We start from the raw sequence: 17,344 nt of genomic DNA on the forward strand, positions 1-17,344 counted from the left end.
CGGTACGGCGTCAGGCGGCCGGGCCGAGCAGGTCGCGCGCGAGCTCGCGGACCGCGGCGCGGCCGGCCCGGTTCGCGCCCACGGTCGACTGCGACGGCCCGAACCCGATCAGGTGCACCCGCCGGTCGCGGGCGGCCCGGGTGCCCACGAGCGGGACGCCCCCGAGCGGCCCCCGCAGGTCGAGCCCGTCGAGGTGCCCGACGCTCGGCCGGAACCCCGTCGCCCACAGCACGGCGTCGACGCTCGTCGTCGAGCCGTCGGCCTCGACGACGTGCCGCGGCCCCATCGCGGTGAACATCGGTCGGCGGGCGAGGGCTCCCCGTCGCTCGGCGTCGCGGGCCCAGCCGGTCCAGATCAGCCCCGTGTACGACACGATGCTGCCCGGGAGGCGCCCGGCGGCCGCGTCCTCGGCGACCCGGCGCTCGACGTCGACGCCGTCCGACCCCGAGGTGAAGTCGTGGTCGAGGAACACCGGCTCCCTCCGCGTGTACCAGAGCGTCGTCGCGACGCGGCTGATCTCGTCGAGCAGCTGCACCGCCGAGATCCCGCCGCCGACCACGGCGACGCGCCTGCCCGCGAACTCCGCCGCGGACACGTAGTCGCGCGTGTGCAGCTGTCGACCCGTGAACGAGGAGGCGCCGGGCACGTCCGGCAGCACCGGCTCGTCCCAGGTGCCGGTCGCGTTCACCACCGCGCGCGTGGTCCACGTGCCGGCGTCGCTCTCGACCCGCAGCAGGCCCGCGGGGTCGTCGTCGACGGCCTCGACCCTCGTCACCCGCACGGGACGGTGCACCCGCAGCTGCTCCGCCTCCTCGTAGGCGGCGAAGTAGCGCGGCACGGCGACCCGGCTCGGCTCCGCCTCGTCGACGGGAGGCAGGGCCATGCCCGGCAGGTCGAAGATGCCGTTGACGGTGGCCATCCGCAGCGACTCCCAGCGGTGCCGCCACGCGCCTCCTGGTGCCTCGCCGGCGTCGACGACGACGAACGTCGGCGGGCCGTCCGCAGGGCCTCCCGCGTCCGCACGGCCCACGGCGGGCACGAACCCGCGGAGGCGCAGGTGGTGCGCCGCGGACAGCCCTGCCTGCCCAGCCCCCACGACGGTGGCGGTCGCGTGCTGGAGGTCGGTCAGCTGGTCCACGGGACCACGCTACGGCCGGGGGCCGATGAGCCCGTACCGGCTCTCGACGCACACCCCCATTCCGGGGGCCGACCGGCCGGATCGGGGGACATGCGGCGAAATAGGACGAGCGATCCTCGCGCAAGTGCCCTATCGTCGGCCAGGTAGCGAGTCTGCTGCCCCGGTCTCACCAACCGACGGCGCGGACGCCAACCACCGCTGCCATGAGGATCAGGAGCGAGTCCATGAGGACTGAAGCACTCGCGCGCGCCGAAAAAGGGCGACCGACCGCGCACCGTCACCACTCCAGGGCGAAGCAGGGCGTGGCCGTGCTCACGGCCGCCCTGCTCGGCATCGGCGGCAGCGTGCTCGCCGCGGCCCCGGCCATGGCCGCCCCTGCAGCCTCGACGGCCGAGGGCCGGTTCCTCGACGGGACCGCTCTCGGCCTCGACCTGGCGAACGTGCTGCTGCTGCAGCCCGCCGCGGCCACGAACACGGGTCAGCCTGCTCCTGCGACCCAGTCGACGCCCCTCGACGCGACAGTGCTGAACGCCGCGCGCGCCGACCTCGGCAGCGGCATCCAGCTGCTCGGCCCGAACGGGCTCCTCACCGTCGGCGCCGTGAACGAGTTCGCGCAGGCGAACGCGAACGGCAGCTCGACCGCCGCCTCCGGCGCCGTGACGAACGCCGGGGCGATCGGCGTCGGCGGCCAGGGCGGGGTGCCGCAGGCCAACGCCAGCTTCAACCTCAGCCGTCTGGCGAACACGCAGGCCCTGGCGAACCTCCGGGTCACGACGGGCGCGCTCTCGGCGACCGCGGCGCAGGCCGCCGGGCCGAACGGCGCGCAGACCGGCACCTACCAGATCGCGGACCTCGACCTGAGCCTCACCAGCCCGGTCCTCGCCACGACGATCAACGGCCTCCGGACGACCCTCACGGGCCTGCAGCCCACAGTGGACGCGATCCCGGGCACGCTCACCCGTCTGCTCGGCCCGACCGTCCAGGTGACGGGCCTGCCGAACCTGACCACGCTCGGCAACTCGCTCACGACCGTGACGAGCGCCGACGGGTCGATCACCGCGAACCTGCAGACGGGCGCGATCACGCTCGACGTCCCCTCGGCCCTCGCGTCGCAGGGCGTCGCGCTCAACAGCCTCCCCGCGGGCACCGACCTGACGCCGTACATCACGACCGCGCTCACGACGCAGCTGCTCCCGGCCCTCACCACGGCGGTGCAGAACCTCGTCACCCAGCTCACGAGCAGCCTGAACGGGGTCGGTGCCACCGTCAACGTCCTCGGCCTCCGCGTCCCGGTCGACCTCGGCGTCCTCAGCCCGGTGCTCAACACCGTGCTGGCCACCGTCCTCGCACCGGTGAACACCGTCCTCACCGGCCTCGGCAGCACCGTCGTCACCCCGCTCGCCACAGCGCTCACCGGTGTCGTGTCGCTGCGGGTCAACAACAAGACGACCGCCGGCGGCACCTTCACCCAGAGCGCCCTCCGCGTCGGCCTGCTCGGCGTCCTCCAGGCAGGCACCGCCGTGGAGCTCGCCTCCGCCTCGGTCGGCCCGAACGCCGGCCCGCTCGCCGCGCCGACGCTCACCGGCATCACGCCCGTCGAGGGCCCGGTCGCGGGCGGCACCGCCGTCACGCTCACCGGCTCGGCCTTCACCGCCGACTCGCGCGTGAGCGTCGACGGCGGTGCGCCGATCACGCCCACTGCGGTCTCGGACGACGGCACGTCGCTCACCTTCGTCACGCCCGCCCACGCGGCAGGCCCGGTGCCCGTCACCGTGACCACCGCGGTCGGCACCTCCGGCCCTCAGACGTTCACCTACGTCCCCGTCCCCGCGATCACGGGCCTCACCCCCGCGCAGGGCCCCGTCGGAGGCGGAACCACGGTGACCGTCGCCGGCTCCGGCTTCCTCGCCGACTCGACCGTCTCGGTCGACGGCTCCGCCCCGATCACGCCCGACAGCATCGCCGGCGACGGCACCTCGCTCACGTTCACGACCCCGGCGCACGCCGTCGGGCCGGTCGGCGTGACCGTGACGACGCGCGGCGGCACCAGCGCCCCGCAGACCTTCACCTACCAGCCCGCACCCGTGGGCGCACCCGTCCTGACCGGCATCACGCCGGCCCAGGGCCCGGCAGGAGGCGGCACCCCCGTCACGGTCACCGGCACCGGCTTCTCCGCCGGCTCGACGGTCTCGGTCGACGGGTCCGACCCGATCGTGCCCGACACGATCGCGCCCGACGGCACGTCGCTGACGTTCACGACGCCCGCCCACGCCGCCGGCCCCGTGCCGGTGACGGTCACGAACGGCACGGGCACCTCGGCGCCCCAGACGTTCACGTACCTCGCGCCTCCGCTCGCCGCTCCCGTCCTGGCCACGATCACGCCTGACGAGGGCCCGGTGGGAGGCGGCACCGCCGTCACGATCACCGGCACCGGCTTCACCGCCGGCTCGACGGTCTCGGTCGACGGCTCCGCCCCGATCACGCCCGACGCGCTCGCCGCCGACGGCACGTCGCTGACGTTCACGACGCCCGCGCACGTCGAGGGCACCATCGCCGTCACGGTGACGAACGCCGGCGGCACCTCCGCCCCGCTCGACTTCACCTACACGCCCGCCCCGGCCGCTGCGCCGGTGCTCACCGACATCGACCCCGAGGTCGGACCGGCAGGAGGCGGCACCGCCGTCACGGTCACCGGCACCGGCTTCACCGCCGGCTCGACGGTCTCGGTCGACGGCTCCGCGCCGATCACGCCCGACACGATCGCGACCGACGGCACGTCGCTGACGTACACGTCGCCCGCGCACGTCCCCGGCACGGTCCCCGTCACGGTGACGAACGCGGGCGGCACCTCCGCCCCGCTCGACTTCACCTACCAGCCCGCACCCCTCGCCGCGCCCGTGCTCGCCACGATCGACCCCGACGAGGGGCCGGCAGGAGGCGGCACCGCCGTCACGATCACCGGCACCGGCTTCGAGGCCGGCTCGACGGTCTCGGTCGACGGCTCCGCGCCGATCACGCCCACGGTGATCGCTGCGGACGGCACCTCGCTCACGTACACGGCCCCGGCGCACGTCGCCGGCACCGTGCCCGTCACGGTGACGAACGCGGGCGGCACCTCCGCCCCGCTCGACTTCACCTTCCTGCCTGCTCCTCCGACGGCGCCGGTGCTCGACACGATCGACCCTGCCCAGGGACCGGCCGGCGGCGGCACCGTCGTCACCGTGACCGGCACCGGCTTCACCGCCGGCTCGACGGTCACCATCGGCGACACGACGGGCCTCGTGCCCGACTCGGTCGACCCGGCGGGAACGTCGCTGACGTTCACCACACCGCCGAACACCGTCGGCGACGTGACCGTCACGGTCACCACCGCCGGGGGCACGTCCGCTCCGCTGCCGTTCACGTACACCGCGCCTCCTGCGGGTGCTCCGGTGCTCGCGACGATCGACCCCACCTCGGGACCGGTCGCCGGCCGCACCGTCGTGACGCTCACCGGCTCGGGCTTCCTGCCCGGCTCGACCGTCAGCATCGGCGACACGACGGGCCTCGTGCCCGACTCGATCGACCCGACCGGGACGACCCTGACCTTCACGACCCCGGCGAACGCCGCGGGGCCCGTGACCGTCACGGTGACGAACCTGGCGGGGACGAGCGCGCCGCTCGGCTTCACCTACCTGCCTGCCCCGGCCGACGCTCCGGTGCTGATCTCGGCCACCCCGGCCGAGGGACCGGTCGGAGGCGGCACGGTCGTCACCGTCGCCGGCTCGGCCTTCACGCCCGGCTCGACGGTCTCGATCGGCGACACGGTCGGCCTCGTGCCCGACTCGATCTCGACGGACGGCACCCAGCTGGTCTTCACGACCCCGGCGAACGCCGCGGGACCCGTGAGCATCACGGTGACGAACGCCGCCGGCACGAGCGCCGGGCTGCCGTTCACCTACCTGCCTGCCCCGGCCGACGCCCCCGTGCTCGCGACGATCGACCCTGACCAGGGCCCGGTCGGCGGCGGCACCCCGGTGACGATCACCGGCACCGGCTTCACGGCCGGCTCCACCGTCACCATCGGCGACACGACGGGCCTCGAGCCCGACGACATCGCCGACGACGGCACGTCGCTGACCTTCACGACCCCGGCCAACGCCGCGGGACCCGTGACGGTCACGGTGACGAACGGCGCGGGCACCAGCGCCCCGCTGGGCTTCACCTACGTCGCCGCCCCGGCCGGCGCACCCGTGCTCGCGACGATCGACCCCGTGGAGGGACCGGTCGGCGGCGGCACCTCGGTGACGATCACCGGCACCGGCTTCGCGGCCGGGTCGACCGTGTCGATCGGCGCGTCCTCGGGCATAGTGCCCGACGACATCGCCGATGACGGCACGTCGCTGACCTTCACGACCCCGGCGAACGCCGCCGGTCCCGTGACGGTCACGGTCACGAACGACGCGGGCACCAGCGCCCCGCTCGGCTTCACCTACGTCGCCGCGCCCGTGACCGCACCCGTGCTGACGACGCTGACGCCCGACTCGGGCCCGGTCGGCGGCGGCACGCCGGTGACGATCACCGGCACCGGCTTCACGCCCGGCGCCACCGTCTCGATCGGCGGCATGGCCGGCATCGTGCCGGACGACGTCTCCGACGACGGCACCGAGCTGACCTTCACGACCCCGGCGAACGTCGCCGGAGGCGTGCCGGTCACGGTGACGACCGACGGCGTCACCTCCGCGCCGCTGACCTTCACCTACCAGGCTGCTCCGGCGGGCGCTCCGGTCCTGGCGTCGCTGACGCCGGAGTCCGGCCCGGCCGGCGGCGGCACCTCCGTCACGATCACGGGCTCCGGCTTCCTGCCCGGGTCGACGGTCACGGTCGGCGGCACCGACGGCATCGTCCCCGACGTGATCGGCGTCGACGGCACGACGCTCACCTTCACGACGCCCCCGGGCGCCGCGGGCGACGCTCCGGTGACGGTGACCAACCTGGCGGGCACGAGCGCGCCGCTCGAGTTCACGTACGTCGCGCCTCCTCTGGGCTCGCCTGTGCTGACGGCCATCACGCCCGACGCCGGACCGGCCGCGGGCGGCACCCCGGTGACGCTCACGGGCACCGGCTTCACCGCCGGGTCGACGATCACGATCGGCGACGCGACGGGCATCGTCGGCACCCTCTCGCCCGACGGCACGCAGCTCACGTTCACGACCCCCGGCGGCACCGCCGGCGACGTGCCCGTGACGGTCACGAACGGGACGGGCACCAGCGCGCCCCTGACGTTCACCTACCAGGCGGCTCCCGTCGTCGCACCGACGCTGACGAGCCTGACGCCCGCCGAGGGCCCTGCGGGAGGCGGCACCCCGGTCACGATCGCGGGCACCGGCTTCACGGGCGACTCGACGGTCACGGTCGGCACCACGACGGGCATCGTGCCCGTCTCGGTCTCGACCGACGGCACCTCGCTGGTCTTCACGACGCCGGCCGGCGCCGTGGGCCAGGCCGACGTCTCGGTGACGAACCCGGCAGGCACGAGCGGCACCCTGCCGTTCACCTACCAGGCGGCCCCGGCCGGCGCGCCCGTGCTGGCGACGCTGTCGCCGACGAGCGGCCCTGCAGGCGGCGGCACCCGCGTCACGATCACGGGCACCGGCTTCACCGCGGGCTCGACGGTCTCCGTGGACGGCTCCGCGCCGATCACGCCGGTCTCCCTCGGCACCGGCGGCACGTCGCTGACGTTCGACACCCCGCCGCACGCCGCCGGCCTCGTGCAGGTCACGGTCACCAACGGCACGGGCACCTCCGCGCCGCTGCCCTTCACGTACCTGGCACCGGCGTCCACCGCGCCCCTGCTGCTGAGCCTGGCGCCCGCGTCCGGCCCGGTCGGCGGCGGCACCGTCGTGACGATCACCGGATCGGGCTTCGTGGTCGGCGCGACGACGGTCTCGATCGACGGAGGCGCCGCCCTGACGCCCTCGTTCGTCTCGCTGGACGGCACGCAGCTGACCTTCACCACCCCGGCCGACACGGCCGGCCCGGTGCCGGTCACGGTGACCACCGCCGGCGGCACCAGCGCTCCGCTCACCTTCACCTACGTCGCGGCTCCCGCCGGGGCGCCGGTGCTGGCCTCGCTCACGCCGAGCTCCGGCCCGGTCGGCGGCGGCCAGACGGTGACGATCACGGGCACCGGCTTCGCTGCCGGGTCCACGGTCTCGGTCGACGGCGGAGCAGCGATCACGCCCGCCACGATCAGCGCCGACGGCACGTCGCTCACGTTCACGACCCCGGCGCACGTCGCAGGGCTCGTCAGCGTGACGGTCACGAACGCCACGGGCACGAGCGCCCCGCTGACGTACTCGTACCAGGCCGCGGCCGCGCTGGCTCCCCAGCTGACGTCGCTGACGCCTCCCACGGGTCCCGTCGGCGGCGGCACCGTCGTCACCGTGACGGGCACCGGGTTCACGCCGGGCTCGACCGTCTCGGTCGGCGGCTCCGCCCCGATCACGCCGGGCAGCATCTCGGCCGACGGCACGACGCTGACGTTCACGACCCCGGCCGGCACGGCGGGCAGCACGACCGTCACCGTGACGAACGCCGCAGGGACCAGCGCCCCGCTGCCCTTCGTGTACGCCGACGCGGGCGCGCCGCCCGTCGTCACCTCGCCCGTGCAGGGCCAGGTCGTCACGACGCCGAACCCGGTCGTCACGGGCACGGGGACGCCGGGCTACACGGTCACCGTGAACCTGCCTGGCCGCGTGCTCTGCACCACGGTCGTCGCGGCCGACGGCACCTGGGCCTGCTCGCCGCTCGGCGGGCTGCCCGAGGGCGAGTACACGCTGACGGCCACGCAGACCGGGCCCGACGGGGTCTCCTCGGCGGCCTCGGCTCCCGTCCGGTTCGCGGTCGACCTGCCGGCTGCCGGCGGACCCGGTGCCGGGACGCCCGGCGCCGGCACGCCCGGTGCCGGCGGCAACGGCGGCTCGGGCTCGGGCGGCTACTACGCCGGCACTGCGGGCAGCGGCCCGCTGGCTTTCACGGGCAGCGACACCGCGCCGGTCCTGCTGGCGGCGCTGCTGCTGATGGTCGCCGGCGGGTTCCTCACCCTGCGGAGGAGGTCGCGCCGCAGCTGAGCCCGCTCAGCCGCTGAGCCGCTGAGCCCGCTCAGCCCCAGGAGGTGCCCGTCCGGCCACGCCGGACGGGCACCTCCGCGTCTGCGCTCCCGTCCCGCACCGTGTGCCACCGGCCCGTGTCCCGTGATCCGCGCGTGATCCGGTGTCGGCGTGCCCAGGAACCCTGTCCCCGCGGGCCAGCCGGCTCCGATCACTCTCGCTCTCCGGCGTCGGCGTGACGTGCCACACGGGACGGTCTGTCGATATCGTCAGGGCATGAGCGAATCGGCGACGTCTCCTGCCTCGGCCCGCGACCCCGAGCGGGGTCCGACGCGGCCGCCCGTGCCCGCCGGACTCGACCGCAGGGCGCTCGTCGTCGCGGGCGCGCTCGCCGGTCTGGGCGCCCTGGTCACGGCCGCGCGCTTCTTGATCGGCCTGGCCGCTCTCTCGACGACCTCGCTGTACGCGGTCCTGCCGGTCTTCGCCCTGGTCGCGACCCTCGCCACGTCCGTGGCGCTCTGGCTGGTCAGCGGCCGAGGGGGCATCTGCGCGACCTCGCCCGCCGGACGCGTCGCACTGCGCATCGCTGCCGTCACCCAGGTGCTCGTCACCGTCCTCGCGTTCATCCCGGCCGTCCTCGCCGCGGGCCCGGGGACGCTCACGGTCCTCCTCCTCACGCTCGTGTCCGTCGTCGCGGCCCTCGTGGGCGCCGTGCTGGCAGCGCGCTCCCGCGACGGCGTCCGGGGCGTGGCCGGCTGGGCCCTCGTGCCCTGGACGGTGGTGGCCCTCGTCCGCACCGTCGTGTTCTCCACCCCGGTCGGGTTCGCGCTCGGCACCTCCTCGATCACCGCGGTCGCGTACGGCGGGCAGGTGCTGACGATCGTCACCCTGCTGTTCGTGGCGGTCGCGTGGCTGGTCGCCGGGCTGCGCACAGCTCGCTGACCTGCCCGCCGCGCACACGAAGAACCGGGTTCCGGACCACGAACCGCGACACAGCGCAGTTCATGGTTCGGAACCCGGTTCACGGGCGGTACGGCGGCGCGGCACGGCGGCCCGGGCGGCGGGCCGGGTGGTAGCGAGGAAGCCTCGTTGACACGCCCGGGCCGCGGGACTACGTTCTGGCCATGAGCGGTCCCGACGCTTCGCCCGGCCGCGTGCCGACCTCCTCCTCGCGCCCTGTCGACGCGGTCGCCGGCAAGGGCCTCGCGGCGGGCACCCTCGGCCTCTGGGGCTCGACCGTCATCGGCCTCGCGAGCACCGCTCCCGTCTACTCGCTCGTCGCGACGCTCGGCTTCGTGGTCGCCGCCGTCGGGGCGCAGGCGCCGATCGCGTTCATCGTGGCGTTCGTCCCGATGCTGTTCATCGCCTTCGCCTACCGCGAGCTGAACCGGGTCGTGCCCGACTGCGGCACGACCTTCACCTGGGTCACGAAGGCCTTCGGCCCCCGCGTCGGCTGGATGGGCGGCTGGGGCGTCGCCATCGCCGGCATCGTCGTGCTGGCGAACCTCTCGCAGATCGCCGGGCAGTACACCTGGCTGATGGTCGGCGACGGCTCCCTGGCCGAGAACGTGCCGCTGGTCACGGCGACCGGCGTCGTGTTCATCGCCCTGATGACCTGGGTCAGCTACCGCGGCCTCGAGCTGGGCGAACGCGTGCAGAACGTCCTGCTGGGCGTCCAGTACGTGGCCCTCGCGCTCTTCGTCGTCGTCGCGCTCTACAAGATCGCGACGGGCGACGCCCCGAACGCGACCCCGGTCGAGTGGAGCTGGTTCGACCCGACCGCGTTCACCGACTGGTCGGGCTTCGTCGAGGCCGTGCTGCTCGCCCTGTTCATCTACTGGGGCTGGGACGCGTGCCTCGCCCTCACCGAGGAGACCAAGGACCCACAGCGCACCCCCGGCCGCGCCGCCGTGCTGTCGACGGCGATCCTGCTCGTCACCTACGTCGGCGTCACCGTCGTCGCGATGTCGTTCGCGGGCCTCGGCAGCACGGGCATCGGCCTCGCGAACGAGGCCAACGCCGACGACGTCTTCTTCGCGCTCAAGGACCCGGTGCTCGGCCCGCTCTCGGTCGTGCTCGTCATCTCGGTGCTCGTCTCGGCCGTCTCGTCGACACAGACGACCATCCTGCCGACGGCCCGCGGCACCCTCGCGATGGCCGTCTACGGCGCCCTGCCCGCCCGGTTCGGGCGGGTGCACCCGAGGTTCCGCACCCCGTCGTTCTCGACCTTCGTGATGGGCGTCGTCGCGATCGTCTTCTACGTCGTCATGACGCTCGTGAGCGCGAACGTGCTGCAGGACTCGATCCTGTCGCTGGGCCTCGCCATCGCCTTCTACTACGGGCTGACCGGCTACGCGTGCGTCTGGTTCTTCCGGCGCGAGCTGACGTCGTCCTGGCAGGCGTTCCTGTTCAAGGGGCTGCTGCCGCTGCTCGGCGCGCTGATGCTCACGTACGCCTTCGTGCAGTCGGTGGTCGACATGCTCGCGCCCGACTACGGCTACACGGTGCTGTTCGGCATCGGCGGCACCTTCGTGATCGGCATCGGCTCGCTGCTGCTCGGCGCCGTGCTGATGGTCGTCTGGTCGGCCTTCGCGGAGTCCCGCCCGTTCTTCCGCGGCGAGAGCCTGAACCGCGACACGGAGGTGCTCGTGCCCGACGAGCCCGAGATCTACACGCGTTCCATCGACGGAGGACTGGCATGACCCCTGAACCGACCGCCCCTGCACCCGGCAGCCCCGACGCGGCACCGACCTCACCGGCCCGGATCCTGATCGTCGGCGCGGGAGGCGTGGGCTCCGCAGCCGTCCGCATCGCCGTGCGACGCACGTTCTTCGAGCTGCTCGTCGTCGCCGACCACGACCCGGCCCGCCCGCAGGCGCTGGTCGACTCGCTGGGCGACCCGCGCCTCCTCGGCGCCTCGGTCGACGCGTCGAGCGCCGACTCGGTCACGGCCCTGATCCGCGAGCACGGCATCACGCACGTGCTGAACGCCGTCGACCCGCGCTTCGTGATGCCGATCTTCGAGGGCGCCTTCGCGGGCGGCGCGGTCTACCTCGACATGGCGATGAGCCTGTCGAGCCCGCACCCCGACGAGCCGCACGAGCTGACCGGGGTCATGCTCGGCGACGAGCAGTTCGCGCAGGAGGCGCGGTGGCGGGACGCAGGACGCCTCGCGCTCGTGGGCATGGGCGTCGAGCCCGGCATGTCCGACGTCTTCGCCCGCTGGGCCGAGGACGAGTTGTTCAGCGAGATCGACGAGCTCGGCGTCCGCGACGGGGCGAACCTGGTCGTCGAGGGCCACGACTTCGCCCCCTCGTTCTCGATCTGGACGACCATCGAGGAGTGCCTGAACCCCCCGGTCGTCTGGGAGGAGGGGCGCGGCTGGTACACCACCGCCCCGTTCAGCGAGCCCGAGGTCTTCGACTTCCCCGAGGGGATCGGCCCGGTCGAGTGCGTCAACGTCGAGCACGAGGAGGTGCTGCTGATGCCCCGCTGGACGAGCGCGAAGCGCGTCACCTTCAAGTACGGCCTCGGCCAGGAGTTCATCGACGTGCTGAGGACGCTGAACAAGCTCGGGCTCGACAGGACGGCCCCGGTCGACGTCAAGGGGGTGCAGGTCTCGCCGCGCGACGTGGTCGCGGCGGTGTTGCCCGACCCAGCGACGCTCGGCGACGTGATGTCGGGCAAGACGTGCGCGGGCGTCTGGGTGCGGGGCACGGGCAAGGACGGCCAGCCGCGGTCGACGTACCTCTACCACGTGGCCGACAACGAGACCTCGATGCGCGAGTACGGTTCGCAGGCCGTCGTGTGGCAGACGGCGCTCGGTCCGGTCATCGCCCTCGAGCTGCTCGCCACGGGCGTCTGGTCGGGCGTCGGGATCCTCGGGCCGGAGGCGTTCCCGGCCGGGCCGTTCCTCGACCTGCTCTCCTCGCCCGAGGGGCACGACTCGCCGTGGGGGATGGTCGAGAAGCCCATCTGAGCGGCGACGCGGCGCGGCCTCGGAGCAGCTCCGGCAGTCCTCAGGCGGCCCTCCGGCTGCGGTGACCGCCAGGATGGTCGGATGGCCCTCTCGCACCGTGCCCGCTCCGTTCGCCGCTCGACGGCGCCGTCCGGTGCGTCCGGCACGTCCGACGCCTCGTCGTCCGCGCGATCGGCCGCCTCACGTGACGAGCCGTCCAGCCCCCTGCGGCGCCCCGGGGCGTTCCGCTTCGGCCTGATCGCGACCCTCGGCGGCGGGCTGGGCGTCGGCATCATCGTCGCCCTGATGGCGCTCTCGACGATCCTCGTCTACATCGGCCTCGCGTTCTTCCTCGCCCTCGCCTTCGAGCCCGTCGTGCGGCGCCTCGCCCGGGCCGGCGCGCCGCGCTGGGTCGGCGTCGTCGTCTCCGTCGTCCTCGTGCTCGGCGCGGTCGTCGGCATCCTCGCCGCGGTCGTGCCCGCGCTCGTCGAGCAGGTCGGCCACGTGATCCGCACGGCGCCCGCCGCCCTGCAGGACATCTCGCGCCAGCCCTGGGTGCAGCAGGCCGTCGAGACCCTCGGCCTCGAGGTCGACGTGGACGACGCGGTCGCCGCCGTCAGCTCGTACCTGCTCGACCCCGACCGCCTGCTCGCCCTGGGGGGCGGCGTGCTCGCCGTCGGCCAGGGCATCACCAACGGCATCACCGCGGTGATCATCGTCGCGATCCTCACGATCTACTTCGCCGTGACGCTGCCGCAGATGCTCCGCTCGCTCAGCCGGGCCGTGCCGCGCAGCCACCGCGAGCGCGTGATGGACATCTCGGACGAGATCTTCCTGTCCGTCGGCCGGTACGTCGCGGGACAGGTGGCGCTCGCCGCGATCAACGCCGTCTTCGTGTTCCTCGTGCTGACGATCGCGGGCGGCCCCGTGCCGGTGCTGTTCGCGGCCCTGGCGTTCCTCGGAGCGCTCATCCCCGTCGTCGGCACCGTGGTGGCGTACGCCGTCATCATCGCTGCGACCCTGAGCGTCTCGCCGGTCACCGCGATCGTCGTCGGCGTCGTGCTGCTGGTCTACGCGCAGATCGAGGCGTACGTGCTCACTCCGCGGGTGATGTCGAAGGCAGTAGCCGTGCCGGGGGCGTTGGTGATCGTCGCGGCGTTCGGCGGGGGCGCGCTCGGGGGCGTGCTCGGCGCCCTCGTCGCCATCCCGATCGCCACGGCCGGGGTCGTCGTGTTCGAGCGCGTCGTCGTGCCGCGACAGCAGAAGTTCTGAGCCCGAGGGCACAGATCGTCGGAGTACCTGCGCCTCAGGTCGACGGAGCGTCGTCGGCGTAGCCCGCGGGTCGTGCAGGGCGGGCCGGTCGGAATGCGGGCGCCGGCTGGCTGCGGTCGTCGGGGTCACGGGGCTCCGGCGGGCGGGTGCGGAGCGGAGCATCGTCGCCGGACTCCGCCGTGTGCTCCTCCTCGTCGACCGAGCTGCCGGAGGCGGCGTCCACGAAGCGCGCCCCGCCCACGGCGGCGGCGCGGCGCACGAGCTCGGCGACGAGCGCCTCGTCCTCGGGCTCGAGCTCGTCGTCGGGGGCGGTCTCGATCATCAGCTGGCTGGCCGGGCCGAGCAGCAGCTCGGAGGTCGCCGCCGACCCGTGCTCGTCGCTCGTGGGCACGTCGACGATGTCGGTCGTGCCGTTCTGCCCGAGGGCCGCGGCGTAGGCGATGACGGCCTCGGCGATCGCGTCGCCCGTCATCACGCGGTTCTCGCCGTAGACGATGTACTTCATGTGCCCCCTCGGTAGGTCTCCAGCATGCTCCGCGGGGCGCGCGGGCGCTCGCGGGAGGCGCCTCCTGCGACGTCCGGGAAAGTCACCCGATCGGGGGGCGCCTCGGCTCCGAAGACATGCCCGGGTGTTCCCTAGGCACCCGGCACGGCTCGCGGTCGTGCACCTCCGGGAGCCCGAACTCCCGGCGGACGCCGAGAGCCCCGACTCTCGGCACGGGCTCCTGCGTCAAGGGCGACGCACGGGCCTGCCAGGGGGCTCGCCCGGTGCGTCGGCTGCGGACACCTCCCGTTCATGTAGCCCTCATGCCCTCGGCGCACAAGGGGGTCTTCCTGACCAATTCCGGACAAAGTGCCCGTCTGAGAGCAAGCTGGTGGTCGACCTCGGGTCGCCTGCCCCGAAGCGGCCCCTCACCTTCTTAAGAAAGGGCTCATCATGGGCTTCCTCGCCTTCATCCTCCTCGGCCTCATCGCCGGCGCCATCGCCAAGCTCATCCTCCCCGGCCGTCAGGGCGGCGGATGGCTCGCCACCCTCGTCCTCGGCGTCATCGGCGCCCTCATCGGCGGCTGGATCGGCGGCGCCGTGTTCGGCGTCGGCTACGACGGCTTCTTCTCCATCCAGAGCTGGCTCATCGCCATCGTCGGCGCCATCGTCGTCCTGCTCATCTGGGGCCTCATCACCGGTCGTCGCGGCGCCAAGCGCTGACTCGACCTGCAGCACCCGAAGGCCCCCGTCGCTCTGCGGCGGGGGCCTTCGCCGTCCCCGCTCCGTGTTCCTCTCCTCATTCAGGAAGACGGGTCCTGATCCGCGCAGCGGGGACTCTCTGTCCTGAGTCGTGCACGATCCAGGTGAACGGGGCAGCCGGTTCCTGAGCCGTGAGGCAGGCCCGCGCGACAGCTACCCGCGCGAAGGCACCGGCGCCGGCACCGGCCCCGTCGTCCCGCGGACGACGAGCTTCGTCGGCAGCTGCACCTCGGGCCGGTCGATGACCCCGCCCTCGAGCAGGGTGAAGAGCATCGTCGTGGCGACGGTGCCGAGCCGGTGCATCGGCTGCCGCACGGTCGTCAGCGCCGGCTGCTCCCGCGAGGCCTCGGGGATGTCGTCGAACCCGACGAGGCTGAGGTCGTCGGGCACGCGCAGGCCGAGCTCGTGGGCTGTGCGCAGCACGGCGATCGCCGACAGGTCGTTGGCCGCGAACACGGCGGTCGGGCGGTCGGCCGGCCCGACGTCGAGCAGCTCCCGGGCGGCGCGGCGTGCGGCGCCCATCTCGAAGTCGCCGTCGCGGGTCAGCGCGGGGTCGCGCAGGATGCCCGCCGAGCGGAGCGCGTCCGCGTAGCCGGCCTCGCGCAGCGACGCGGAGCGCAGGTCGGGCCGCCCGGCGAGGAACCCGATGCGCCGGTGCCCCAGCGAGACGAGGTGCTCGACCGCCTGCACCGCGCCTCCTCGGCTGTCGGCCTCGACGCTCGGCAGGTCGGCACGCCCCTTGTGCGGGTCGACCGCGACGACCGGCACGCTTGTGGTGGTCGTGAGGACCGACGGGGTGACGAGGATCGCGCCGTCGATGAGGGTGCCGCTGAGGCGGCTGAGCGAGCGCCGCTCCCAGCCGTCGGCGCCGCCCTGGTGCGCGCCGCTGTAGGCGAGCAGGTCGTACTCGGCGCCCAGCTGGCGCACGGCGGTGCCGACGCCCTTGAGCACCTCCGAGCTGAACGGCTCGAAGTCGGCCACGAGCACGCCGATCACCCCGGTCCGCCGGGCCCGCATGCTGCTGGCGACGAGGCTCGACTCGTAGCCGAGCGCGTCGACGACGGCCATCACCTTCGCCGTCGTCTCGGGGGAGACGCCGTAGCGGCCGTTGACCGCCTTCGAGACGGTCGCGAGCGAGACGCCCGCCGCCGCGGCGACGTCGTGGATGGTCGGACGGGCGTTCACGAGCGCGAGCCTAGCGCCGTCGAAATGGTTTTCGAAAACGTTTGACACTCCTTCGGGCATTTCTGACACTGGTCCGACGCAGCACATCGGAGCGCTGCGTCACGGGCCGACCACGGCCGCTCAACGACGAGGAACAGGTGGCAACGATGCCGAGCAAGACGATGACGACCCGGCGACTCCTGGCAGGGTCCGCAGCCCTGCTGATGGGAGCAGGGCTCCTGACCGGCTGCAGCGCAGGCGGTGGCGGAGGCGGGGCCGACGACGGCACCCTCACCCTGTGGCAGAACTCCACCACCGGCCCCGGCCAGGACTTCTGGACGCAGGCGGCGGCCGACTTCACGGAGGCCAACCCCGACGTCGCGATCGACGTCCAGACGGTCCAGAACGAGGACTTCGACAGCAAGCTGCAGACCGCCCTCAACTCGGGCGACGCCCCCGACGTGTTCCTGCAGCGCGGCGGCGGGAAGCTCCAGGCGATGGTCCAGGCCGGCCAGGTGAAGGACATCACCGACGGCATCTCGGACGACGCCCGCGCCGACATCAGCGAGGGCACCTTCGGGGCCGGCTCGATCGACGGCAAGGTGTACTCGATGCCGATCGCCGTGCTGCCCGGCGGCTTCTGGTACAGCCAGGACGTCTTCTCGGCGGCCGGGATCACGACGCCCCCCACGACGATGGACGAGCTCGACGACGCCGTCGCCGCGCTGAAGGACTCAGGCACCCAGCCCGTCGCCCTCGGCGCCAAGGACGCCTGGCCCGCCGCGCACTGGTACTTCTTCTTCGCCCTGCGCGCCTGCAGCAGCGACACCCTGGAGCAGGCCGCGACCGACCGCGACTTCAGCGACCCCTGCTGGGTCGACGCGGCGCAGGACCTCGCCGACTTCCGCGACACCGAGCCCTTCAACGAGGGCTTCCTCACCACGGCAGCCCAGCAGGGCGCCGGCAGCTCGGCCGGCCTGATCGCCAACAAGCAGGCAGGCATGGAGCTGATGGGCGCGTGGGACCCGGGCGTCATCGCCTCCCTCACCCCCGACGCGAAGCCGCTGCCCGACCTCGGCTGGTTCCCCTTCCCCGCGATCGACGGCGGCGACGGCGAGCCCGGCGCGATCATGGGCGGCGTCGACGGCTACTCGTGCTCGGCCGGTGCGCCCGACTCGTGCGTCGACTTCCTGAACTACCTGGCCACCCCGGACGTGCAGGAGGCCTACTACAAGGCCTTCAACGCGCCTCCGGTGAACACGGTCGCCCAGGAGGCCGTTACCGAGCCCTACCTGCAGGAGGTGCTGGCCGCCTACAACGACGCCCCGTTCGTCTCGCAGTGGCTGGACACCGTCTACGGCCTCAACGTCGGCAACGCGATGAACGTCGCCGTGGTCGACCTGCTCTCGGGCGACGGCACGCCGCAGGAGTTCGTCGACGCCGTCGACGCGGCCGCCAAGAAGGCGTAGGCCCCT

General features: G+C 73.6%; 10 protein-coding genes. 7 read left to right on the plus strand and 3 right to left on the minus strand.

Translation table 11 applies throughout. The annotated features are described in order from the left end of the window. Positions 1-10: 10 nt before the first annotated feature. Positions 11-1,138, minus strand: coding sequence for an NAD(P)-binding domain-containing protein (locus ACZZ97_RS01295; protein WP_463472008.1), 1,128 nt, complete (start codon positions 1,136-1,138; stop codon positions 11-13). A gap of 224 nt (positions 1,139-1,362) precedes the next feature. Here ACZZ97_RS01295 and ACZZ97_RS01300 point away from each other — a divergent pair, with 224 nt between their 5' ends. The 5 genes from ACZZ97_RS01300 to ACZZ97_RS01320 all read left to right on the plus strand — a co-directional run bounded on the left by ACZZ97_RS01300 (position 1,363) and on the right by ACZZ97_RS01320 (position 13,459). Further along, positions 1,363-8,250, plus strand: a complete 6,888-nt coding sequence (locus ACZZ97_RS01300) for an IPT/TIG domain-containing protein (RefSeq protein ID WP_463472009.1) — start codon at positions 1,363-1,365, stop codon at positions 8,248-8,250. Positions 8,251-8,505: 255 nt separating this feature from the next. After that, a complete protein-coding gene (locus ACZZ97_RS01305; RefSeq protein WP_463472010.1) occupies positions 8,506-9,171 on the plus strand; it encodes a hypothetical protein in 666 nt (221 codons plus the stop codon). A gap of 182 nt (positions 9,172-9,353) precedes the next feature. Then, positions 9,354-10,931 (plus strand): APC family permease, encoded by a 1,578-nt coding sequence (locus tag ACZZ97_RS01310; protein WP_463472011.1) that lies wholly within the window; start codon positions 9,354-9,356, stop codon positions 10,929-10,931. Next, positions 10,928-12,208, plus strand: coding sequence for a saccharopine dehydrogenase family protein (locus ACZZ97_RS01315; RefSeq protein ID WP_463472012.1), 1,281 nt, complete (start codon positions 10,928-10,930; stop codon positions 12,206-12,208). The genes ACZZ97_RS01310 and ACZZ97_RS01315 overlap by 4 nt, the downstream gene beginning before the upstream one ends. A gap of 81 nt (positions 12,209-12,289) precedes the next feature. After that, a complete protein-coding gene (locus ACZZ97_RS01320) occupies positions 12,290-13,459 on the plus strand; it encodes an AI-2E family transporter (RefSeq protein WP_463472013.1) in 1,170 nt (389 codons plus the stop codon). Positions 13,460-13,493: 34 nt separating this feature from the next. Here the strand turns inward: ACZZ97_RS01320 and ACZZ97_RS01325 are convergent, their stop codons facing one another. After that, a complete protein-coding gene (locus tag ACZZ97_RS01325; RefSeq protein ID WP_463472014.1) occupies positions 13,494-13,964 on the minus strand; it encodes a hypothetical protein in 471 nt (156 codons plus the stop codon). 432 nt (positions 13,965-14,396) lie between these two features. On the opposite strand from ACZZ97_RS01325, the gene ACZZ97_RS01330 reads away from it, so the two are divergent. After that, on the plus strand, positions 14,397-14,666 hold the full coding sequence (locus tag ACZZ97_RS01330; protein WP_123546987.1) for a GlsB/YeaQ/YmgE family stress response membrane protein: 270 nt from the start codon (positions 14,397-14,399) through the stop codon (positions 14,664-14,666). Between the two features lie 192 nt (positions 14,667-14,858). Here the strand turns inward: ACZZ97_RS01330 and ACZZ97_RS01335 are convergent, their stop codons facing one another. Further along, on the minus strand, positions 14,859-15,890 hold the full coding sequence (locus tag ACZZ97_RS01335) for a LacI family DNA-binding transcriptional regulator (protein ID WP_463472015.1): 1,032 nt from the start codon (positions 15,888-15,890) through the stop codon (positions 14,859-14,861). Between the two features lie 161 nt (positions 15,891-16,051). Between ACZZ97_RS01335 and ACZZ97_RS01340 the strand changes: the two genes are divergently transcribed. Next, complete coding sequence (locus ACZZ97_RS01340; protein ID WP_463473742.1) at positions 16,052-17,338, plus strand: ABC transporter substrate-binding protein; 1,287 nt, start codon at positions 16,052-16,054, stop codon at positions 17,336-17,338. The last annotated feature ends 6 nt before the right edge of the window (positions 17,339-17,344 follow it).

Source organism: Frigoribacterium sp. AC512 (genome assembly GCF_979258295.1).

Coding starts and splice junctions, on each gene's coding strand:
- ACZZ97_RS01300 (WP_463472009.1), top strand. CDS start 1,363: ATGAGGACTGAAGCACTCGCGCGCGCCGAAAAAGGGCGACCGACCGCG.
- ACZZ97_RS01305 (WP_463472010.1), top strand. CDS start 8,506: ATGAGCGAATCGGCGACGTCTCCTGCCTCGGCCCGCGACCCCGAGCGG.
- ACZZ97_RS01310 (WP_463472011.1), top strand. CDS start 9,354: ATGAGCGGTCCCGACGCTTCGCCCGGCCGCGTGCCGACCTCCTCCTCG.
- ACZZ97_RS01315 (WP_463472012.1), top strand. CDS start 10,928: ATGACCCCTGAACCGACCGCCCCTGCACCCGGCAGCCCCGACGCGGCA.
- ACZZ97_RS01320 (WP_463472013.1), top strand. CDS start 12,290: ATGGCCCTCTCGCACCGTGCCCGCTCCGTTCGCCGCTCGACGGCGCCG.
- ACZZ97_RS01325 (WP_463472014.1), bottom strand. CDS start 13,964: ATGAAGTACATCGTCTACGGCGAGAACCGCGTGATGACGGGCGACGCG.
- ACZZ97_RS01330 (WP_123546987.1), top strand. CDS start 14,397: ATGGGCTTCCTCGCCTTCATCCTCCTCGGCCTCATCGCCGGCGCCATC.
- ACZZ97_RS01340 (WP_463473742.1), top strand. CDS start 16,052: ATGACGACCCGGCGACTCCTGGCAGGGTCCGCAGCCCTGCTGATGGGA.